Consider the following 590-nt stretch of genomic DNA (forward strand, 5'->3'; position numbering starts at 1 on the left):
TCACCGTTTGAGTCACTGTCTTTGGTGTACCCGTGACTTCTTTTGTCCCGTGGGCTAAATGGAGCACCACATTTTGATCGACTGCGTCGTTATTATCAAAGTTTGCCGGTAAGGCATCTGCACTCACTAAGACGTAACCTTTATCCAAGTAGCTTTGGATGAGCGCTTGGTAGTCAGTTGAAACTTTGTCACCTACCACGCTTTCACTGTCTCCTGTCGCCAAGAGCTCATTATTGGCTAAAACTTTACCGTTGTCGCCATCGTCGATCACCGTATAGGTCAAACGTTGTTCGTTAGCGTCATAGTAAACAGTTACCACACTATCCTTTGAACTCGGTGTGATCGTCATTTTTTCAACGACTGGCTGATCACTTGTATATCCGCTGATCGTTGGGCTCGTAACTGCACTAAATTCTGCCGTTTCAGGTGTCCAACTTGGTTCACCGACGTTTTCTTTTGTCACTTGATCGACTGTATAGGTCGGTACGAATGTGTGACTATTCACACTATCAGCTGATACCATTTGGCCTGCTTTTGGACCTGTGCGATAGACGTAGTTGATCGTTTGACTGACTGTCACTGGTGTACCG

At 45.9% G+C, this 590-nt stretch carries 1 protein-coding gene; it reads right to left on the bottom strand.

Annotation, left to right across the window (positions count from 1 at the left end):
- A partial coding sequence (locus LMU01S_RS10615) for a mucin-binding protein (RefSeq protein ID WP_439956670.1) occupies positions 1-590 on the bottom strand: 590 nt, incomplete at both ends.

The sequence above is a fragment of the Ligilactobacillus murinus DSM 20452 = NBRC 14221 genome (genome assembly GCF_001591685.1).
GTDB lineage: Bacteria > Bacillota > Bacilli > Lactobacillales > Lactobacillaceae > Ligilactobacillus > Ligilactobacillus murinus.